Here is a 17,731-nt window from a genome sequence, read left to right as displayed (position 1 = left end):
AAAGAGGGTGTGAGGTGGAGATTAATATGTTAGAGGCAGCAATCGAATCAATTCTTTTTTCCGTAGGAGATTCAGTGGAATTGGATCGTATCGCATACAGTATTGGACACGATAATGATACAACACGGAAAATTTTACATAATATGATGGATAAATACGAGGAAGAAGGCAGAGGACTTCGGATTATAGAATTAGAGGACTCTTATCAGATGTGTACAAAGAAAGAAATGAATGAATATCTGATAAAGCTTGTGAGTAAGCCTAAAAAATATGAATTGACAGAGGTTGTTTTAGAGACGCTATCTATCATTGCCTATAAGCAGCCAGTTACAAAGCTGGAAATCGAAAAAATAAGAGGTGTTAAATCGGACCATGCAGTAAATAGGCTGGTGGAATATGGGTTGGTAGCAGAAAAAGGACGTTTGGATGCACCGGGAAGACCGCTTCTATTTGGTACGACGGAAGAATTTCTTCGGAAATTTGGAATCCATTCCCTGGATGATCTACCTATTATTAAGCAGGATGAAGTGGAAACTTTAAAAAATCAAGCCGAAGAAGAGGTGCAATTAAAACTGGAATTGTAGGTGATTGAGATGTCGATTGATAAAGTAAGAGAATATTTTAAAAAATTCAGTATGGAAAATCAGATTATTGAAAAGGAGGAATCCTGTGAGACTGTTGAAAAAGCAGCTCTTGCTGTGGGATGCGAGCCAGGAAGAATCGCAAAAACTTTGTCCTTTGATCTTGGAGAAGATGTGATTTTGGTCTTATTTGCAGGAGACATGAAGGTGGATAATAAGAAATTCAAGGAAGTGTTTGGTATTAAACCAAGAATGTTGAAGGCAGAAGTGGTAGAAGAGAAAATAGGTCATAGAGTAGGAGGCGTGTGTCCTTTTGGGATTAAAGAGGGGGTGGACGTCTACCTGGATATATCCTTGAAACGCTATGAAACTGTTTTTCCGGCTGCCGGAAGTGGAAATAGTATGATTGAACTATCATTAGAAGAGTTAGAAAAATATAGTAATGCCTCCGGATGGGTAGATACTGGGAAATAGAGATTAAAATAAATCAATGAAAGTGATTAAATTTATCACTTTCTTTTTTTTTACCCTTATGTTAGGATAATAAATGTCAATTTGATTGAACAATTTTAATTTGGGAGATGAGAAGATATGATGAAAAACCACACAAAATATCAAAAAATGTATTTTATGCCTTCTGCTGTCAGCTATGATTGGGTAAAGAAGGATCACATAGAAAAGCCACCAATATGGTGCAGTGTTGATTTAAGAGATGGAAATCAGGCGCTGATAGAGCCTATGAGTTTAGAAGAGAAGTTGGAGTTTTTTCAACTCTTGGTAGATTTAGGCTTTAAAGAAATAGAAGTTGGGTTTCCGGCTGCTTCTGAGACAGAATATCAATTTATGCGTACATTAATCGAAAAAAATATGATTCCAAAGGACGTTACGGTACAAGTGCTGACCCAGGCAAGAGAACATATTATTCGAAAGACTTTTGAAGCAGTAAAGGGAGCGCCACATGCGGTTATACATCTTTACAACTCTACATCGGTAGCCCAAAGAGAGCAAGTATTTAAGAAGGATAAGAAACAAATCAAAAATATTGCGATTAAAGGTGCAAAGCTATTAAGAGATTTGGCAAATGAAACGGAAGGGAATTTTACCTTTGAGTATAGCCCTGAAAGCTTTTCGGGAACAGAGGTTGAATATGCGGTAGAGGTGTGTAATGCCGTTTTAGATGTTTGGAAGCCAACCCAAGAGAATAAAGCAATTATTAACATCCCAACAACAGTTGAAAATGCAATGCCTCATGCTTTTGCGTGTCAACTGGAGTATGTACACAAAAATCTGAAATATAGAGAAAATGTCGTGCTATCCTTGCATCCTCATAATGACAGAGGAACAGGGGTTGCAACGGCAGAACTTGGAGTACTAGCCGGTGCTGATCGTGTCGAGGGAACTCTTTTCGGAAACGGTGAGAGAACAGGAAATGTAGATATTATTACAGTAGCACTGAATATGTATTCTCAAGGGGTGAATCCTGGTTTGGATTTCTCGGATATGGCAAGAATCCGGGAAGCGTATGAGCGCTTAACAAGAATGACTGTTTATGAGCGCCAGCCGTATTCAGGGGACCTTGTTTTTACTGCCTTTAGTGGGTCTCATCAGGATGCAATTGCAAAAGGTATTGCATATAGAGAAGAGCGGAATGAAGAGAAATGGACGGTTCCTTATCTGCCAATTGATCCGGAAGACGTGGGACGAAAATACGATTCTGATGTAATACGAATTAATAGCCAGTCTGGTAAAGGCGGCGTAAGTTATATTTTGAAGCAGTCTTATGGAATGAGTATTCCAGAGAAAATGCGGGAAGAAGTAGGCTATCTGACGAAAGATGTATCCGATAAAGCACATAAGGAATTAACGCCAGAGTGGGTTTATCAGATTTTCTCGGATAATTATATCAATACGAAACCGATTTTCCATATTGATGAGTACCATTTTAGAAAAGCAGAAGGAATCTATGCAGATGTAACGATTCAACACAAAGGTGAAACCAGTACAATTACAGCAATTGGAAATGGTCGTTTAGATGCAGTGAGCAATGCCATTAAACAGTATTTTGGTATTAGCTATGAATTAACGTATTATGAAGAACATTCACTAACTAAAGGGTCTTCGTCGAAAGCGGTAGCCTACGTTGGAATCCAATGCAATGGAAAAGATTTGTGGGGCGTAGGAATTGATGCGGATATTATTACTGCATCGGTAGAGGCACTGATTGTTGCAGTCAATAAGATTGACGCAATCAGTCAGAAAGATGGCCAAAAGGATAAAAGAATGATTGAAATACAAAACTATATTCAATCAAATTATATTGATGTAACACTGGAGGATTTATCCGAGCAATTCTTTTTATCGAAACCTTATCTTTCTAAATACATTAAAGAAAAAGCTGGAATGACATTTGGGGATTTGGTAAAAAAGATACGAATGAAAAAAGCAAAGGCTTTATTAAAGAGTAGTAGTATGACGGTAGAAAATATATCTCTAACGGTAGGATATCAAAACGTAGAGCACTTTAATCGTCTTTTTAAAAGAGAATATGATATGACGCCATTACAATATCGTAACCAATACTAAAAAGGGAGCTTAGGCTCCCTTTTTTGACGAATTATTTTTTGTGATCAGGAGAGATTTTTTCCTCGTGGAGGATTCTCGATTGATTATTTAACGGTTTTACCGTAGTGTAATCCGGAACCTGTTCAGTGTTTCTAATCCAATCAGCTAATACCATATTGATATATTGACTAAAGCTGCGATTATCCTCTTCGGCCAGTTCTTCGATTTTTGTGATAATGTCTTCATCAAGGGTAATGCTCTTCTTTCTTTTAAGCGGTTTCATCGGTAAAAGCTCCTTTTTGTTTTCAATATACCATTGAATCTCATAAAATCTTGTTAAGTAGGATTAAGTAGTATAAAATAAGATAAAAAGGAGAGGATTAAATGTCAAACTATAGTGAGATAGTACAAACGCTGGAGGGGGAGGGGATTTTGCGTGAAAAGCTTACGTTGGAGGAGTTAGACAGGAGAATGAAAGAATGTTTTGCGTATTATAAAATGCCTTATGCATCAAAAAGAGACTTTGTATGTAAAGAACCTGCCTTGGTGCTCTATAATCCGGAACAGCCGAAGGATTCAGAGGTGTTGCTTGTGATGAAAGAGGATGAAGGGGAATGGATGGTACAGGTATATCTGGCAAGGAAGGAAGCGGGAGATATTAAAGATGGGGTATATGAGGCGGATATCCTTGGATGTGTAGGTGAGGGATTGAGAAGACTGGAAGAGCAATAGAATAAGGCGGTAAAAATGAAAATGCTGAGGTAAATGATTCATAGAACCATCTACCTCAGCATTTTTAATAAAGTATACTAAGACTATTCGCCTTGTTCTAAGCGGTCAAGTGATTTACTTGCAACCCATAGAATTACACCAAGGACGATTACAATAATACCTAAGATACCATACCCCTTCATGAATTTAGCAGGTACGTCTGTCTTGAGTAATGCATAAATTCTTGGGTATAACATCTGAGAGAAGAATACAGCGATTGGCCATAATCCAAGTAACAATCCCATTAACTTAGATGGTGCAAGTTTTGAGATAAATGAGTTTCCAAGTGGTGAGAAAATCATTTCACCAATTGACATCAATAAACTTACAAAAACGATCCAAATGATACTTGTTTGTCCGGTACCAGCAAGTTTCGCAGCAAATACCATTACTAAGTAGGAAACACCTACAAGGCCAATACCAAGAGCAGTTTTCTTAAACATACTCATGTCACCTTGTGGTCTTTTTGCCATTTTAGTCCAAAGTTTACCAAGAACTGGACCAAGTACGATACAGGTCAATGCATTCATTGAATCAAAGTAAGAAGTTGGTACATGGAAGCTGCCAATCATCCAGTTTGCACGATTCAGGAAGTCTGCACCATCACCCCATCCAAAGTAGAAGTATGCAGGGTAGTAAGCCAGGTACCAAACGCACCAGAACACAACGGAGAACAAAGTAACTAAAACAATTGCAAGGATTCTCTTCTTATCTGTGCTTGTAAGAGGCTGGCTTTCAGCTTTCTCTTTTGAAGCATTGTCTTTAAACTGACGTTGATCAACTTTGAAAGGTTTTTTTCCAAGTTCGCCTAAAGAGCGGCTTCCCAGTGTAAACCAAGCGGTATCAATAAACATTAAAATTGCACAAATCAAGAAAACACCGTTGTAACCAATCATAGGAATCAAAAGTACTAAAAAGGTAGTACCGATGAATGAGCCTATGTTAACGAATGAGTATTGAATTGAGAACGCTTCATTTAACTCATCCTCATTACTGAACTGAAGTCCATTTACTCCAGATAAGTTTCCTTTGAATAGACCTGTACCAACAGACACAAGAATAATCATTGCCCATACAAGACCTAATGAGTTTGCTTTCCAGGTACAAAGGTAACCAAGTCCCATTAAAATCATACCGATGGTGATGCTTAAGCGAGGGTTCAGCCAGTAGTCAGCTAAATATCCTCCAACGATAGGTGTGATATAGGTCATAGCTACGAAAATTGCAGACATAGATGTTGCTTTTACGTCGTCATAGCCAAGGCCTCCCTTACCTACAGTAACGGCAATCCAAATTGCCAGCATGTACTTTACAGTGTAAAATGCACAACGTTCGAATGTGAAACCTAGTGAGCATACGTAAAAACCAAAGGGTTTACGCTTTTTAACTGTTGTTTCCATAATAATTGTTCCTCCTCATTTAAATTTCTCTAGTGTATTTTTTGAGCCAGTCTTTTTCCTCATCATTTAGATAAGGCGAAATAGTATCAAAAACCTTCTTGTGATAACTATTGAGGTAAGCTCTTTCCTCTGTTGTCATAGCATTTGGATCAATACCGTCCAAATCAATTGGAACGTAGGTGATTGTCTCGAAATGCATAAATTGTCCGAATTCATTGGCAGTGCCCTTGCGAACAACCAACTCATTCTCGGTACGAACACCATGTGAATTTTCAATATAAATTCCAGGTTCGTCGGTGATTACCATTCCCTCTTCAATAACATGGGTTTCATTTTTTGATGGAACAACTTGCCATCTAAAGCCGGCAGGACCTTCGTGAATACTTAAAAGATAGCCGACACCATGTCCGGTACCGTGTTTATAATCTAAGTCAAGATCCCACAGAGGCTGTCTTGCTAAAATATCCAGGTTGTATCCGCGGCAGCCATATAAAAACCGGGCCTTGGAAAGGTTAATCATACTTCTGGCTACTGTAGTGAAGTGTAATTTCTCTTCGTCAGTGATAGAACCTAAAATAAATGTTCTTGTAATATCAGTAGATCCTTCGTAATAATTCCCACCGGTATCGGTAAGGAACATTCCTTTTGGGAATAATTCCACATCGGTTTCCGGTGTGGCAGAATAGTGTACAATTGCTGCATGGTCTTTGTAGGCACAAATCGGTTCGAAGCTCTGCCATAGATAACCTTCACCTTCTTGACGGAAGGAATCAAGCTTTTCGCTGGCTGTAATCTCAGTGATTTTTTCTTTTCCGATTGTTGTTTTAAGCCAATGCATAAACCTTGTTACGGCAACTCCATCCTTTATATGGGCATTGATAATGTTTTCAATTTCCACAGGATTTTTCATGGATTTAAACAAGGTACTTGGATTGGGCAGTTCAACTTTTTTTACGCCTTCGGGAATATTGTTATAAATAGCGTAGTTGATTTTGGCCGGGTTAATAAGTATTGTATCGCCTTTGTCAAAATTTTTAACCACTTCATAGATGTCATTATAGGGACGAAGTGTAAAATTGTTATCTGCTAACAATGCTTTAGCTTGATTATCTAGTTTGCTTTCATCAATAAAGAGTTCTGCCTTGTTTGGGTAGATAATTCCATAAGAAAGAACCATAGGAGAGTACTCGATATCATTTCCCCTTAGATTGATGAGCCAACATATGTCGTCTAATGTTGTAAGTATGTGTGCGTTTGCCTTGGAATCTTCCATAGCTTTTCGCACTCTAGACAGCTTACTTGCTACGCTTTCACCGGAATACTTTTCATCCAGGATAAACGCAGATTCTTTTGACAGTTCAGGTCGTTTGGTCCATAATTCGTTGATTAGGTCGTGTTCGTATGAAATTTTAATTTCACGAGGAGACAGTAAATCAGCATAGGCCTGGCCTTCCTGCATAGCGACAACTCGTCCGTCAAACCCCAGGACACTGTTGTCGGGTAGTACGTTATTCAAAAACTCTTCCAAAGTGGGTACACCGGGTTCCCCCATTTTAAACAGCTTGATGCCGCTTCCGGCTAATTGCTCATTCGCCTGGATAAAATATCTGGCATCAGTCCATAATCCGGCTTGATCCATTGTAATGACAGCATCACCAGCCGAACCAGAAAATCCAGTAATAAATTCTCTGGACTTAAAATGTTCCCCGACGTATTCGCTTTGATGATTGTCAGCAGAAGGAACAAGGTATACATCGATGCCGTTTTCCTTCATCAAACCACGCAGAGCTTGAATACGTTCTTTAACAGTCATTTGAAAACCTCCTTTTATTATAAGATATTAATAAAACCTTAATATTCCCTCACGTGTATTCTATCACAAGAGTACCGTGTGTACAATAGGTTTAATTGGTAAAAATAGACAAAATAAATATGCTAAATGTTAAGATTAATCAAGAAGTACTGTGAGAATTTACCAAATTACAACGTCAAAACTTTACAAGCGCAAAGTTTTATAAAGTCAGCGAAGTAGAGTGAGAAAATATATAGATGAAATAAATAAAATATGCCTTGCGAGACCCCGTGATTTCTAATATAATAGAATAGGCGGAAATTGTGATTATCTGACGGATATACACCGTCTTTTAATAGTAAGAAATAAGAGAAAATGGAGGTCTAAACTTATGAGCAACATGGCAGATGGCAAGGCAATGGGTCGAATTAATGCCCTATTGGACGAAGGCAGCTTTGTTGAAATTGGTGGCGAAATTAAAGCCCGTGGAACAGATTTCAACTTAAAGCAAACAGACACGCCTGGAGATGGAGTGATTACAGGGTACGGAGTAATTGATGGAAATCTGGTATATGTTTACAGCCAGGATGCATCCGTATTAGGTGGCGCAATCGGTGAAATGCACGGCAAAAAAATTGCAAATATCTATGATATGGCAATGAAAATGGGAGCGCCTGTAATTGGACTTATAGACAGTGCCGGTTTGAGATTGCAAGAAGGCACCGATAGTCTGGAAGCGTTTGGAGGTCTCTATTTTAAACAAACGATGGCATCTGGAGTAATTCCGCAAATTACAGCGGTATTTGGCGGATGCGGTGGAGGATTGTCGATCCTCACGTCTTTATCAGATTTTGTGTTTATGGAAGAAAAATCTGGAAAATTATTCTTAAATTCTCCCAATGCAATTGAAAAAAATGATAAATCGAAGGTAGACACATCCTCGGCTGTATTCCAAAGTGAAGAATCAGGTCTCGTGGATTTTGTGGGAAATACGGATGAAATTCTTGGGAATATCCGGCTGTTGGTTACAATGCTGCCAATGAATAATGAAGAAGAAGCAGGTTTTGCTGAAGTGACAGATGACTTGAACCGTCTTGTGGAATCGGTAGAAGGTGCAAAAGAGGATACCGGAATAGTCCTCTCTATGATTTCGGATAATGGTGTTTTATTTGAAAGTAAGAGAAGCTATGGAAAGGATATGGTAACAGGATTTATTAAATTAAATGGCATGACCATTGGTGCAGTAGCCAATCGATGGAAAGTGTATGATGAAAATGCAGAAGTTACAGCTGAGTTTGATGGATCTTTAAGTATCAGAGGAACAAAGAAAGCTGCACAGTTTGTGAAATTCTGTGATGCCTTTAGCATTCCGGTTTTGACATTGACAAATGTAAATGGATTTAGTGCAACAATGTGTGGGGAGAAATCTCTGGCAAAATCAACTGGAGCATTAGCGTATGCGTTTGCCAATGCAACGGTTCCAAAAGTGAATGTAATTATTGGAGAAGCATTCGGAAGTGCTTATACGGTAATGAATAGTAAGGCGTTAGGTGCAGACGTTGTATATGCATGGCCAAGTGTAAAAATCGGCATGATGAACAGTGACTTGGCAGCGAAAATTATGTATGCAGATGAGGAACTTTCTGTGATTAAAGAGAAGGCAAAAGAGTATGATGCCTTACAAAACAGTGTGGTATCAGCAGCTGGCAGAGGTTATGTAGATACCATTATAGAGCCAGAAAGCACAAGGAAATATTTGATTGGAGCTTTTGAAATGCTGTATACGAAAAAAGAAGATCGTCCGATGAAAAAACACGGAACGGTTTAGTGAGGTGTGATGACATGAAGAAAAAGATTAGCTTAGTAATTTGCATGCTCCTTTTTGCTTTATGCTTTACCGGGTGTTCCAATCAAAAAGAGACAATGGAATATGATAAAGAAAATTTGACCCAAATAGCGGATGCGCTGTTGGAGCAAGTTTTCCCCGGAATAACAGAAGAAGGCTTGGAGCAGATTGGAAAACTGGAAGATTTTTCTTTTCAATATCAATTACTGCAAACGGGGCTGCCTCTTACACCGGCAACCTATATGGAAGCTGGAAGCGGATGGCTGGCGGCACAAGAGGAGTGCGGAGCATATGTCTCTCATGGCGATTATACCTTTGAGGACAAGAAGGACAGTGTAGTGGTTTCTACAGAAGCTCAGTTTGAGGATCGAGGTGCAACCATAGCCTTTACATTTGATAAGAAGAGCTACCTGGAAACAATGACAGTAAGTGCAGATTATACAACCGGTGAAGTAATGACAAAAGCAGGGCTGAATACTTTGCTGGGTATGGGAACAGTATTTACTGTATTGATTTTTATTTCACTTATTATCTCTCTTTTAAAGTATGTGCCTTTATTATTTGAACGGAAGAAAAAAACAACGGCAGTTCCGAAAGAAGAGAATGTGGTAGAAGATGTAGCAGCCCCTGAGGCTCAGGAAGTTGTAGCAGATGATTCTGAACTTATTGCTGTAATAGCAGCGGCGATTTCAGCGGCAGAAGGTATTAGTCAGGATGGATTTGTTGTACGAAGTATTAAAAGAAGACCAGGAAATAAATGGAGGAAAAACTAATGAAAAACTATACAATTACTGTAAATGGAAATACATATGATGTATCGGTGGAAGAAAAAGGAAGTACAGGAAGTGCACCAGTAGCAGCGGCGCCTGTAGCAGCAGCGCCTAAGAGCGCTCCAGCGGCAGCACCAGCACCAGCGAAAGCCAGCGGTGGCGGAAGTATTGAAGTGAAAGCGGGAGCAGCTGGTAAAGTATTTAAAGTAGAAGCGAGTGTGGGACAAGCCGTTAAAAAAGGTGACGCAGTTGTAATTATCGAAGCGATGAAGATGGAAATCCCAGTTGTTGCTCCAGAAGATGGAACGGTTGCTAGTATCGATGCAAATGTAGGTGATCCTGTGGAAGCAGGAGCGGTTTTGGCTACTTTGAACTAGCAAACAATTAATCGAAACGACTGGAGGTTAAAAAATGGAGTATATTACATCAACATTGGGAAACCTCGTAAAACAAACAGCTTTTCTAAATCTTACATTTGGAAATCTGGTTATGATTGCTGTTGCGTGTGTTTTCTTATATCTGGCAATAAACCGTGGATTTGAGCCTCTTTTATTGGTTCCGATTGCATTCGGTATGTTGTTGGTAAATATTTTTCCGGATATTATGATATCTTTTGAAGATTCTGAAAATGGCATTGCGGGTCTTCTTTATGTTTTTTATTTGCTTGATGAGTGGGCAATTTTGCCTTCACTTATTTTCCTGGGTGTAGGAGCGATGACGGATTTTGGTCCTTTAATTGCGAATCCCAAAAGTTTCTTACTGGGTGCGGCAGCTCAGTTTGGTATATTTATGGCGTACCTGGGAGCGATGCTGCTTGGATTTTCTGACAAAGCTGCAGCGGCAATTTCCATTATCGGAGGTGCAGATGGACCGACCTCTATATTTCTTGCAGGAAAATTGCAGCAAACAGATATAATGGGACCAATTGCGGTAGCGGCATATTCTTATATGTCATTGGTACCAATTATTCAACCGCCAATTATGAAGCTTTTAACGACGAAAAAAGAACGAGAAATAAAAATGGAGCAATTACGACCAGTATCGAAGCTGGAAAAAGTTCTGTTTCCTATTATCGTAACTATTGTGGTATGTATGATTTTGCCAACGACAGCTCCTCTTGTAGGTATGCTGATGCTTGGTAACTTATTTAGAGAGTCTGGAGTGGTTCGTCAGTTGACAGAAACAGCATCGAACGCTCTTATGTATATCGTGGTTATTCTGTTGGGAACGTCGGTAGGAGCAACCACAAGTGCGGAAGCTTTCTTGAACATGGCAACAATTAAGATTGTTATTTTGGGATTAGTGGCCTTTGCTTTTGGTACGTCGGCCGGTGTTCTGTTTGGAAAACTTATGTGCGTTGCGACGGGAGGAAAGGTAAATCCTCTGATTGGCTCGGCAGGTGTGTCAGCGGTTCCGATGGCTGCGCGAGTTTCACAGAAGGTTGGTGCAGAAGCGGATCCTACAAACTTCCTGTTGATGCATGCCATGGGACCGAATGTGGCCGGAGTTATTGGTACGGCAGTTGCGGCAGGAACCTTTATGGCGATATTTGGTGTTTAATAAAAATAGTAGGAGGAAAATAAATTGGCAGAAATTGTAAAAAGACCGGTTAAGATTACGGAAACGATATTGCGTGATGCACATCAGTCCTTGATTGCAACACGTATGACTACGGAAGAAATGCTTCCAATTGTAGAAAAAATGGATCAAGTAGGTTATCATGCTGTTGAGTGTTGGGGAGGAGCTACCTTTGATGCTTCCTTGAGATTCTTGAAGGAGGATCCATGGGAAAGACTTCGTAAATTTAGAGATGGCTTTAAAAATACTAAACTACAGATGCTGTTCAGAGGTCAGAATATTTTGGGATATCGTCCTTATGCAGATGATGTTGTGGAGTATTTTGTACAAAAATCAGTATCCAATGGTATTGATATTATTCGTATCTTTGATTGTATGAATGATATGAGAAATCTCAATACTGCTGTAAAGGCTGCGATTAAAGAAAAGGCAGATGCTCAGGTTGCAATGAGTTATACTCTTGGAGAAGCTTATACTTTGGACTACTGGGTTGATTTGGCAAAAAGAATCGAAGATATGGGTGCTACATCGATTTGTGTGAAGGATATGGCAGGCTTGCTTCTTCCTTATGAGGCGACAACTCTTGTGTCTGCTTTAAAGGAAAATGTAAAGCTTCCAATTGAAATGCATACACATTACACCTCGGGAGTAGGCTCAATGAGTTACTTAAAGGCGATTGAAGCAGGAGCAGATATTATTGATACAGCAATGTCTCCTTTTGCTCTTGGAACGAGTCAGCCTGCAACGGAAGTTATGGTGGAGACTTTTAGGGGAACGCCATATGACACTGGACTGGATCAAAGCCTTTTGGCAGAGATTGCAGATTATTTCCGTCCATTGAGAGATGAAGCTCTTGACAGCGGATTGCTAAATCCGAAGAATTTAGGAGTAAATATTAAGACATTAATCTATCAGGTACCAGGAGGAATGCTTTCAAACCTTACCTCTCAGCTTAAAGAACAAGGTGCTGAAGATAAGTATTATGAGGTATTGGAAGAAGTGCCAAGAGTACGTGAAGATTTGGGGCAATGCCCGTTGGTAACACCTTCTTCTCAAATAGTTGGTACCCAGGCGGTATTTAACGTGTTGACTGGAGAACGCTACAAAATGGCAACCAAGGAAACAAAGGATGTTTTGAGCGGAAGATATGGAGCTACCATTCGTCCTTTCAATGAGGAAGTGCAAAAGAAAGTATTGGGTGAAAATCCTGACATTATTACGGTTCGTCCAGCAGACTTGATTCCAGATGAGCTGGATACACTTAGAAAAGAGATGGAGAAATGGAGCCAACAAGAAGAAGATGTTCTTACTTATGCTTTATTCCCACAGGTTGCAGTGGATTTCTTTAAATATAGAGAAGCGCAACAGACGAAAGTAGATCAGAGTGAAGCAGATACTGAAAATGGAAATTATCCAGTGTAAACAGTAGTCTATATGACAAGAAGGGGTTCCGTAAAAGGGACCCCTTTTATTCTTAGGGGGAACCGGCTATTGCATAAATAAAACCAGATGTGATATGATGGTTTATCGGTGCATGAAAGGGAAAGAATATGAATCAGTCAAAGGGTAAAATTGAATTACTTGATATATTAGAAAAAGAATATAAAACCTTTAGTAAAGGACAGAAAAAACTGGCAACCTTTATTATAGAAAATTATGACAGGGCAGCTTTTTTGACGGCCGCAAAATTGGGAGAAGAGGTTGGCGTGAGTGAATCTACTGTTGTGCGATTCGCCACTGCAGTTGGTTATGAAGGATATCCTCAATTTCAAAAAGACTTAGGAGAGTTAGTGCGGACTAAGCTGAATTCAATTCAAAGAATGGAAGTGACCTATGGCAGGATTCCTCAAGGAGAGATACTTGCCTCGGTTTTGCATGGAGACATTGATAAAATCAAACAGACTTTAGAAAATATTGAAGAAGAGACTTTTGAAGTTGCTGTGAACACTATTTTAAAGGCGCGGAAAATTTATATTATTGGTATAAGAAGTTGTGCACCTTTGGCTAGCTTTTTGAATTTTTATCTGAATTTAATTTTCGAAAATGTTATTTTGGTTAATACGAATAGCGCCAGTGAGATATTTGAGCAGATGATCCGAATTAATGAAGAAGACGTGGTAATAGGTATTAGTTTTCCGAGATATTCTATGCGTACGATGAAAGCCTTAGAATTTGCCAGCAATAGAGAGGCAAAGGTTGTGACGATAACAGACAGCAATCATTCCCCTATCACTATGTACTCGTCCTGCAACTTGATAGCCAAAAGTGATATGGTGTCAATTGTAGATTCTTTGGTTGCGCCTCTCAGTATTGTTAATGCATTGGTTGTAGCACTTTGCATGAAGAAACAAGATGAAGTAATTGAAACCTTAAAGACATTAGAAGATATTTGGGATGAGTATCAAGTATACAACAAGGAAGAACTAAACCGGGTAAATTTAGATTCTCTCGATAGAAAGAAAGAAGATTGATGTGAAAAATAAAGATGTGATTATTGTAGGTGGTGGAGCAGCAGGTATGATTGCGGCCATCATACTGGGAAGAGAAAAAAAACGAGTAGCTCTTTATGAGAAAAATGAGAAGCTGGGAAAAAAGCTTTTTATTACAGGAAAAGGCAGATGCAATCTGACAAATGCTTGTGAAGTAGAGGGATTGTTTGAGAGTGTTGTGACGAATCCGAAGTTTTTGTATAGTAGTTTTTATGGATTTGACAACGCAATGACAATGGGATTTTTTGAAGAATTGGGATTGGCTCTTAAAACGGAAAGAGGCAATCGTGTATTTCCTCTTTCTGATAAGTCTTCTGATGTAATCAAGGTTCTTGAAAGAGAAATGCGTGCTCAAGGTGTGGAAATAAATTTAAACAGTGAAGTGAAAAAAATCCACACAAAAGAGGAGAAGTTTGCCTGTGTTGAATTAAAGAATAAGGAAAAGGTATATGGGAAGCAAGTGTTGATTGCAACAGGAGGCCTAAGCTATCCAATCACAGGTTCCACGGGAGACGGCTATCGTTTTGCAACGGATTTTGGGATGAAGGTCACGGACTTGCGGCCGGGACTTGTTCCAATTGAGACAAAAGAGGAATGGGTAAAAGAGTTACAAGGTCTTTCCCTTCGAAATGTTGGAGTCCGAATGGAAAATGATAAGAAAAAGCTTTTGTATGAAGAGTTTGGCGAGATGATTTTCACTCATTATGGAGTAAGTGGACCGACGATTTTAAGCGGGAGCAGTGTGGTTGCAAAGGAATTACAAAAGCAGAATATTAAATTAATCATTGATTTAAAAGCAGCTCTTGATGAGCGGACGTTGGACGAACGGTTGTTAAGAGAGTTTAAAGAAAATATAAATAAGCAATTCAAGAATGTTGTTTCGTCAATGTTTCCCTCAAAAATCTTGCCGGTTATTTTAAAGTATGGACCGATTTTACCGGAGAAAAAAATCAATGAAATAACGAGAGAAGAACGACGGGAATTTATCGATTATATAAAAAATTTTACCATAACCTTAACAGGACTTCGGCCAATTAAAGAGGGGATTATCACACAAGGTGGTGTTTCAGTAAAAGAGGTTAATCCGGGAACGATGGAATCGAAGAAAATAGAGGGAGTATATTTTGCAGGAGAGGTGTTGGATGTGGATGCTCTTACGGGAGGATTTAATCTGCAAATTGCCTGGTCAACAGGGTGTTTGGCAGCACGTTCAATTATAGAAAGGAAGTAGAATGGGATATCAGATAGCAATTGATGGGCCTGCGGGAGCGGGAAAAAGTACGATTGCAAAGGAAGTTGCAAGACGAAAAGGATATATATACGTGGATACAGGAGCGCTTTATAGAGGAATTGCTTATTTTCTTTTAGAAAGAGGTATTAAGGCAGATGAGCAGGAAAAAATTATTGAGGTGCTTCCAGATATACAGATAGAGATTCGTTACGAAAAAAGAAAACAAGAAGTTTATTTGAATGGAAATAGAATCACCCATAAAATCCGTACCGAAGAAGTTGGAAATATGGCATCAAAAGTAAGCAGCCTCAAGGCAGTTCGAGACAAGCTTTTGCAAATGCAAAGAGATTTAGGAAATTCCTTTGATGTGGTAATGGACGGCAGAGATATAGGGACGAATGTGCTAAAAGATGCCAATGTAAAGATTTTTTTAACAGCCAGCTCAAGAACACGAGCCATGCGAAGAATGAACCAATTGAAAAGAAGAGGTCTAAACCCAAGTATTGACGAGATTGAACGAGATATCATTATAAGAGATAAGCAGGACTCTACAAGAGAAATCGCACCTTTAAAACAAGCAGAAGATGCAATTCGAATCGATAGTTCTAATTTAAGTATTAGGGAAGTTGTGAACAGGATTTTAAAAGAATGTAAATAGAGGTTTGGAAATATGAAAATTATTTTAGCAAAAACAGCCGGTTTTTGTTTTGGAGTAAAAAGGGCAGTTGACACAGTTTACCAAGAGATTCAAAAAGAATCAGGGGAACGGATCTATACGTATGGACCAATTATCCACAATGAAATCGTTGCAAGGGATTTAAAAGAAAAAGGTGTGGAAATCATTGAGGATGAAGAGGAATTAAGAAAATTGGAAAAGGGTGTTGTGATTTTACGTTCTCACGGTGTTGAAAAAAAGGTTTACGAGATTTTGGAAGAAAAGAACCTTCGTTATGTAGATGCTACCTGCCCGTTTGTGAAGCGTATTCATTCCATTGTTGAGAAAGAAACAGAAAACGAGAAGCTGGTAATTATCATTGGAAACCCTTCTCACCCTGAGGTAAAGGGAATAAAAGGCTGGGGAAAAGAAAATGTATTTATTGTTGAAAACGAGCAAGATGCAAAAAATATTTCTTTAAGTGATAAAAAACAAAGTATCTGCATTGTTTCACAAACAACATTTAATCACAATAAATTCAAAGAATTAGTTGAAATAATTTCAAAAAAAGGTTATGATATAAGTGTTTGCAACACGATTTGCTCAGCGACGAAGGAAAGACAGGAAGAAGCAAGGGATATTGCAGCAAAAGTGGAGGCTATGATTGTAATTGGCGATAAGCATAGTTCAAATACCCAAAAGCTATTTGAGATATGCGGAGAAGTTTGTAAGACTACGTTCTATATACAAACACTTGACGATTTGGACACGAGTCAATTAAGGTACGTGGAATCAATAGGCATTACAGCAGGGGCATCCACGCCCAACAAAATAATTGAGGAGGTTCAAAAAGAATGTCAGATTTAACTTTTGAACAAATGTTAGAGGAATCGTTTAAAACTATTAGGAATGGAGAGGTTGTAGATGGCGTTGTCATCGATGTGAAACCAGATGAAATCATTTTAAATATAGGCTACAAAGCGGATGGTATCTTGACTCGCAATGAGTATACAAACGAACCAGGTATTGACCTGACTACAGTTGCTAAGGTTGGCGACAGTATGACAACAAAAGTGCTTAAAGTAAATGATGGAGATGGTCAGGTATTATTGACTTATAAGAGACTTGCAGCAGAAAAAGGAAATGAGCGCCTAAAAGAAGCTTATGAAAATCACGAAGTATTAAAAGCATCAGTTGCCCAGATTTTAGGTGGTGGACTTCGTGTTACAATCGAGGAAGCAAATGTGTTTATTCCAGCCAGTCTTGTATCGGATACGTATGAAAAAGACTTAAGCAAGTATCAAGGACAGGAAATCGAGTTTGTAATTAGTGAATTTAATCCAAGAAGAAATCGTGTGATTGGTGATAGAAGACAACTTCTTGTAGCGAAACGTTCTGAGATGCAAAAAGAACTGCTTGAAAAGCTTCAAGTTGGAGATGTGATTGAAGGAACCGTTAAAAACGTTACAGATTTTGGTGCTTTCGTTGACTTAGGCGGTGTAGATGGATTGCTTCATATTTCCGAGATGTCTTGGGGACGTGTTGAGAATCCAAAGAAAGTCTTTAAGGTAGGAGAAGTATTAAAGGTATTAATCAAAGATATTAATGATACGAAGGTTGCCTTAAGCTTGAAATTCCCAGATTCTAATCCATGGGCAAATGCAGAAGACGATTTTGCAGTTGGCAAAGTGGTTGAAGGCAAGGTTGCCAGAATGACAGATTTTGGTGCTTTCGTAGAGCTTGCTCCTGGAATCGATGCTTTACTTCATGTTTCACAGATTTCAAAAGAGCATGTGGAAAAACCATCTGATGTATTAAAAATCAATCAGGTTATAGAAGCTAAAATTGTAGACTTGAACATTGATGACAAGAAGATTAGCTTAAGCATGAAAGCGATTGAAGGAGATGCAGCAGACAGCGTTGAAAGTGGCGATGTAGGAAATCAAGCAGCTTCAGATGTGGCAAATGACGAAGTAGAAGGAGACGCGGATACTTGTGTGTCTACTCCAGAAGGTGTTGTGGGTCCAGATTCTGAATGCCAGGATGCATAATTAGA

Annotated in this window: 16 protein-coding genes and 1 pseudogene; 14 read left to right on the top strand and 3 right to left on the bottom strand. The window is 38.9% G+C overall.

Features of this window, described 5'->3' with window-relative positions:
• Nucleotides 1-14: 14 nt before the first annotated feature.
• The 3 genes from scpB (at nt 15) to NHH15_RS01770 (ending at nt 3,164) form a co-directional block, all read left to right on the top strand.
• Complete coding sequence (scpB, locus tag NHH15_RS01780) at nt 15-584, top strand: SMC-Scp complex subunit ScpB (protein WP_262064924.1); 570 nt, start codon at nt 15-17, stop codon at nt 582-584.
• 9 nt (nt 585-593) lie between these two features.
• Nucleotides 594-1,055, top strand: a complete 462-nt coding sequence (locus NHH15_RS01775) for a YbaK/EbsC family protein (RefSeq protein ID WP_262064923.1) — start codon at nt 594-596, stop codon at nt 1,053-1,055.
• 120 nt (nt 1,056-1,175) lie between these two features.
• Nucleotides 1,176-3,164 carry a 2-isopropylmalate synthase gene (locus tag NHH15_RS01770; protein ID WP_262065097.1) on the top strand — a complete coding sequence of 663 codons (1,989 nt, stop codon included), beginning with the start codon at nt 1,176-1,178 and terminating at the stop codon, nt 3,162-3,164.
• Between the two features lie 31 nt (nt 3,165-3,195).
• Here NHH15_RS01770 and NHH15_RS15570 read toward each other — a convergent pair whose 3' ends face one another.
• Nucleotides 3,196-3,426, bottom strand: a complete 231-nt coding sequence (locus NHH15_RS15570) for a hypothetical protein (protein WP_316044065.1) — start codon at nt 3,424-3,426, stop codon at nt 3,196-3,198.
• A 101-nt stretch (nt 3,427-3,527) separates the two neighbouring features.
• On the opposite strand from NHH15_RS15570, the gene NHH15_RS01760 reads away from it, so the two are divergent.
• Nucleotides 3,528-3,875: a hypothetical protein gene (locus tag NHH15_RS01760; protein ID WP_262064922.1), complete on the top strand. Its 348-nt coding sequence runs from the start codon at nt 3,528-3,530 to the stop codon at nt 3,873-3,875.
• 83 nt (nt 3,876-3,958) lie between these two features.
• Here the strand turns inward: NHH15_RS01760 and NHH15_RS01755 are convergent, their stop codons facing one another.
• Both NHH15_RS01755 and NHH15_RS01750 read right to left on the bottom strand, forming a co-directional pair.
• A complete protein-coding gene (locus tag NHH15_RS01755) occupies nt 3,959-5,314 on the bottom strand; it encodes a peptide MFS transporter (protein WP_330639110.1) in 1,356 nt (451 codons plus the stop codon).
• A 19-nt stretch (nt 5,315-5,333) separates the two neighbouring features.
• A complete protein-coding gene (locus NHH15_RS01750) occupies nt 5,334-7,127 on the bottom strand; it encodes an aminopeptidase P family protein (protein ID WP_262064920.1) in 1,794 nt (597 codons plus the stop codon).
• 370 nt (nt 7,128-7,497) lie between these two features.
• On the opposite strand from NHH15_RS01750, the gene NHH15_RS01745 reads away from it, so the two are divergent.
• The 10 genes and pseudogenes from NHH15_RS01745 to rpsA all read left to right on the top strand — a co-directional run bounded on the left by NHH15_RS01745 (nt 7,498) and on the right by rpsA (nt 17,726).
• Nucleotides 7,498-8,934 (top strand): acyl-CoA carboxylase subunit beta, encoded by a 1,437-nt coding sequence (locus tag NHH15_RS01745; RefSeq protein WP_262064919.1) that lies wholly within the window; start codon nt 7,498-7,500, stop codon nt 8,932-8,934.
• A gap of 14 nt (nt 8,935-8,948) precedes the next feature.
• Nucleotides 8,949-9,725, top strand: coding sequence for an OadG family transporter subunit (locus NHH15_RS01740; RefSeq protein ID WP_262064918.1), 777 nt, complete (start codon nt 8,949-8,951; stop codon nt 9,723-9,725).
• Entirely contained in the window at nt 9,725-10,099 is a 375-nt protein-coding gene (locus NHH15_RS01735; RefSeq protein WP_262064917.1) for a biotin/lipoyl-containing protein, read from the top strand. The genes NHH15_RS01740 and NHH15_RS01735 overlap by 1 nt, the downstream gene beginning before the upstream one ends.
• Before the next feature lie 34 nt (nt 10,100-10,133).
• Nucleotides 10,134-11,282, top strand: a complete 1,149-nt coding sequence (locus tag NHH15_RS01730; RefSeq protein ID WP_262064916.1) for a sodium ion-translocating decarboxylase subunit beta — start codon at nt 10,134-10,136, stop codon at nt 11,280-11,282.
• A gap of 24 nt (nt 11,283-11,306) precedes the next feature.
• Nucleotides 11,307-12,722 (top strand): oxaloacetate decarboxylase subunit alpha, encoded by a 1,416-nt coding sequence (locus NHH15_RS01725; protein ID WP_262064915.1) that lies wholly within the window; start codon nt 11,307-11,309, stop codon nt 12,720-12,722.
• 128 nt (nt 12,723-12,850) lie between these two features.
• A complete protein-coding gene (locus NHH15_RS01720; protein WP_262064914.1) occupies nt 12,851-13,771 on the top strand; it encodes a MurR/RpiR family transcriptional regulator in 921 nt (306 codons plus the stop codon).
• Nucleotide 13,772: 1 nt separating this feature from the next.
• Nucleotides 13,773-15,020, top strand: a complete 1,248-nt coding sequence (locus NHH15_RS01715) for a BaiN/RdsA family NAD(P)/FAD-dependent oxidoreductase (protein ID WP_262064913.1) — start codon at nt 13,773-13,775, stop codon at nt 15,018-15,020.
• Nucleotide 15,021: 1 nt separating this feature from the next.
• Nucleotides 15,022-15,678 (top strand): (d)CMP kinase, encoded by a 657-nt coding sequence (cmk, locus tag NHH15_RS01710; RefSeq protein WP_262064912.1) that lies wholly within the window; start codon nt 15,022-15,024, stop codon nt 15,676-15,678.
• 12 nt (nt 15,679-15,690) lie between these two features.
• Nucleotides 15,691-16,549, top strand: a pseudogene (gene ispH / locus NHH15_RS01705) (4-hydroxy-3-methylbut-2-enyl diphosphate reductase).
• The gene (rpsA, locus tag NHH15_RS01700) at nt 16,530-17,726 is read left to right on the top strand and encodes a 30S ribosomal protein S1 (protein ID WP_262064910.1); all 1,197 of its coding nucleotides are present in this window, start codon (nt 16,530-16,532) and stop codon (nt 17,724-17,726) included. Before ispH ends, rpsA begins: the two are co-directional and overlap by 20 nt.
• The last annotated feature ends 5 nt before the right edge of the window (nt 17,727-17,731 follow it).

Source organism: Aequitasia blattaphilus, from assembly GCF_024721305.1.
Taxonomy (GTDB): domain Bacteria; phylum Bacillota; class Clostridia; order Lachnospirales; family Lachnospiraceae; genus Aequitasia; species Aequitasia blattaphila.
The sequence above is the reverse complement of the archived record's forward strand: the minus strand, read 5'-3'. Positions and strand labels throughout refer to the sequence as shown.

What these genes read in the sequence shown, in the direction of transcription:
- NHH15_RS01775 (WP_262064923.1), top strand. Translation starts at nt 594, where the DNA reads ATGTCGATTGATAAAGTAAGAGAATATTTTAAAAAATTCAGTATGGAA.
- NHH15_RS01770 (WP_262065097.1), top strand. Translation starts at nt 1,176, where the DNA reads ATGAAAAACCACACAAAATATCAAAAAATGTATTTTATGCCTTCTGCT.
- NHH15_RS15570 (WP_316044065.1), bottom strand. Translation starts at nt 3,426, where the DNA reads ATGAAACCGCTTAAAAGAAAGAAGAGCATTACCCTTGATGAAGACATT.
- NHH15_RS01760 (WP_262064922.1), top strand. Translation starts at nt 3,528, where the DNA reads ATGTCAAACTATAGTGAGATAGTACAAACGCTGGAGGGGGAGGGGATT.
- NHH15_RS01755 (WP_330639110.1), bottom strand. Translation starts at nt 5,314, where the DNA reads ATGGAAACAACAGTTAAAAAGCGTAAACCCTTTGGTTTTTACGTATGC.
- NHH15_RS01750 (WP_262064920.1), bottom strand. Translation starts at nt 7,127, where the DNA reads ATGACTGTTAAAGAACGTATTCAAGCTCTGCGTGGTTTGATGAAGGAA.
- NHH15_RS01745 (WP_262064919.1), top strand. Translation starts at nt 7,498, where the DNA reads ATGAGCAACATGGCAGATGGCAAGGCAATGGGTCGAATTAATGCCCTA.
- NHH15_RS01740 (WP_262064918.1), top strand. Translation starts at nt 8,949, where the DNA reads ATGAAGAAAAAGATTAGCTTAGTAATTTGCATGCTCCTTTTTGCTTTA.
- NHH15_RS01735 (WP_262064917.1), top strand. Translation starts at nt 9,725, where the DNA reads ATGAAAAACTATACAATTACTGTAAATGGAAATACATATGATGTATCG.
- NHH15_RS01730 (WP_262064916.1), top strand. Translation starts at nt 10,134, where the DNA reads ATGGAGTATATTACATCAACATTGGGAAACCTCGTAAAACAAACAGCT.
- NHH15_RS01720 (WP_262064914.1), top strand. Translation starts at nt 12,851, where the DNA reads ATGAATCAGTCAAAGGGTAAAATTGAATTACTTGATATATTAGAAAAA.
- cmk (WP_262064912.1), top strand. Translation starts at nt 15,022, where the DNA reads ATGGGATATCAGATAGCAATTGATGGGCCTGCGGGAGCGGGAAAAAGT.
- rpsA (WP_262064910.1), top strand. Translation starts at nt 16,530, where the DNA reads ATGTCAGATTTAACTTTTGAACAAATGTTAGAGGAATCGTTTAAAACT.